This window comes from Candidatus Symbiopectobacterium sp. NZEC135 (assembly GCF_025962695.1).
The window spans coordinates 1-536 of sequence record NZ_JAGFPF010001462.1; the positions used below are offsets into that span (position 1 = coordinate 1).

Annotated in this window: 1 pseudogene; it reads right to left on the bottom strand. The window is 59.0% G+C overall.

Annotated features, from left to right (window positions below):
- A pseudogene (locus tag J5224_RS34835) lies at positions 1-536 on the bottom strand (putative selenate reductase subunit YgfK); the annotation flags it as partial.

A 536-nucleotide genomic window follows, 5' to 3' on the forward strand; every position in this document is an offset into this window, starting at 1 on the left:
GGATAGCGCAGGCGCTGACACAGGGGGCGACGTAACAATCGGACGGCGGTAAAACGCCACCGGCATCAATGGTCTCTTCCCGCTTCCAGGCTTTCTGGTGGTATTCCGCCGTTAGCGCCGCCTGCGCCAGCGTCTCTAACCGTGACACGTCCACCGCGCTCATCGTCCAGCCCGCAGAGTTTTCAAGCTGTTGCGCACAGGCCGCCAGACGCAGGTACCCACCGGGTTTCAGCAGATCGGTCGCCATGGTAATGGGATGAATACCGGTTTCATGAATCGCACGGATATTGAGCTGACTGGCCCCGCCGGAATAGGAGATGGGCAGTTTTCCGTCGAAATGGCGTGATAACACCGCTGCGACGTTAATCGAAATGGGAAACAACGCCCGGCCCGACATGTACATTTCATCGCCCGGTAGACGGTGTTTATGATTGCCAGCACCCAGCGTGTTGGTCAGTTTTACGCCGAATTCCAACCCCTGTTGGTGTGCCAACGCCAGCAGCCGCTCCAACATGCCCAGCGCTCGGTCTAGCGGC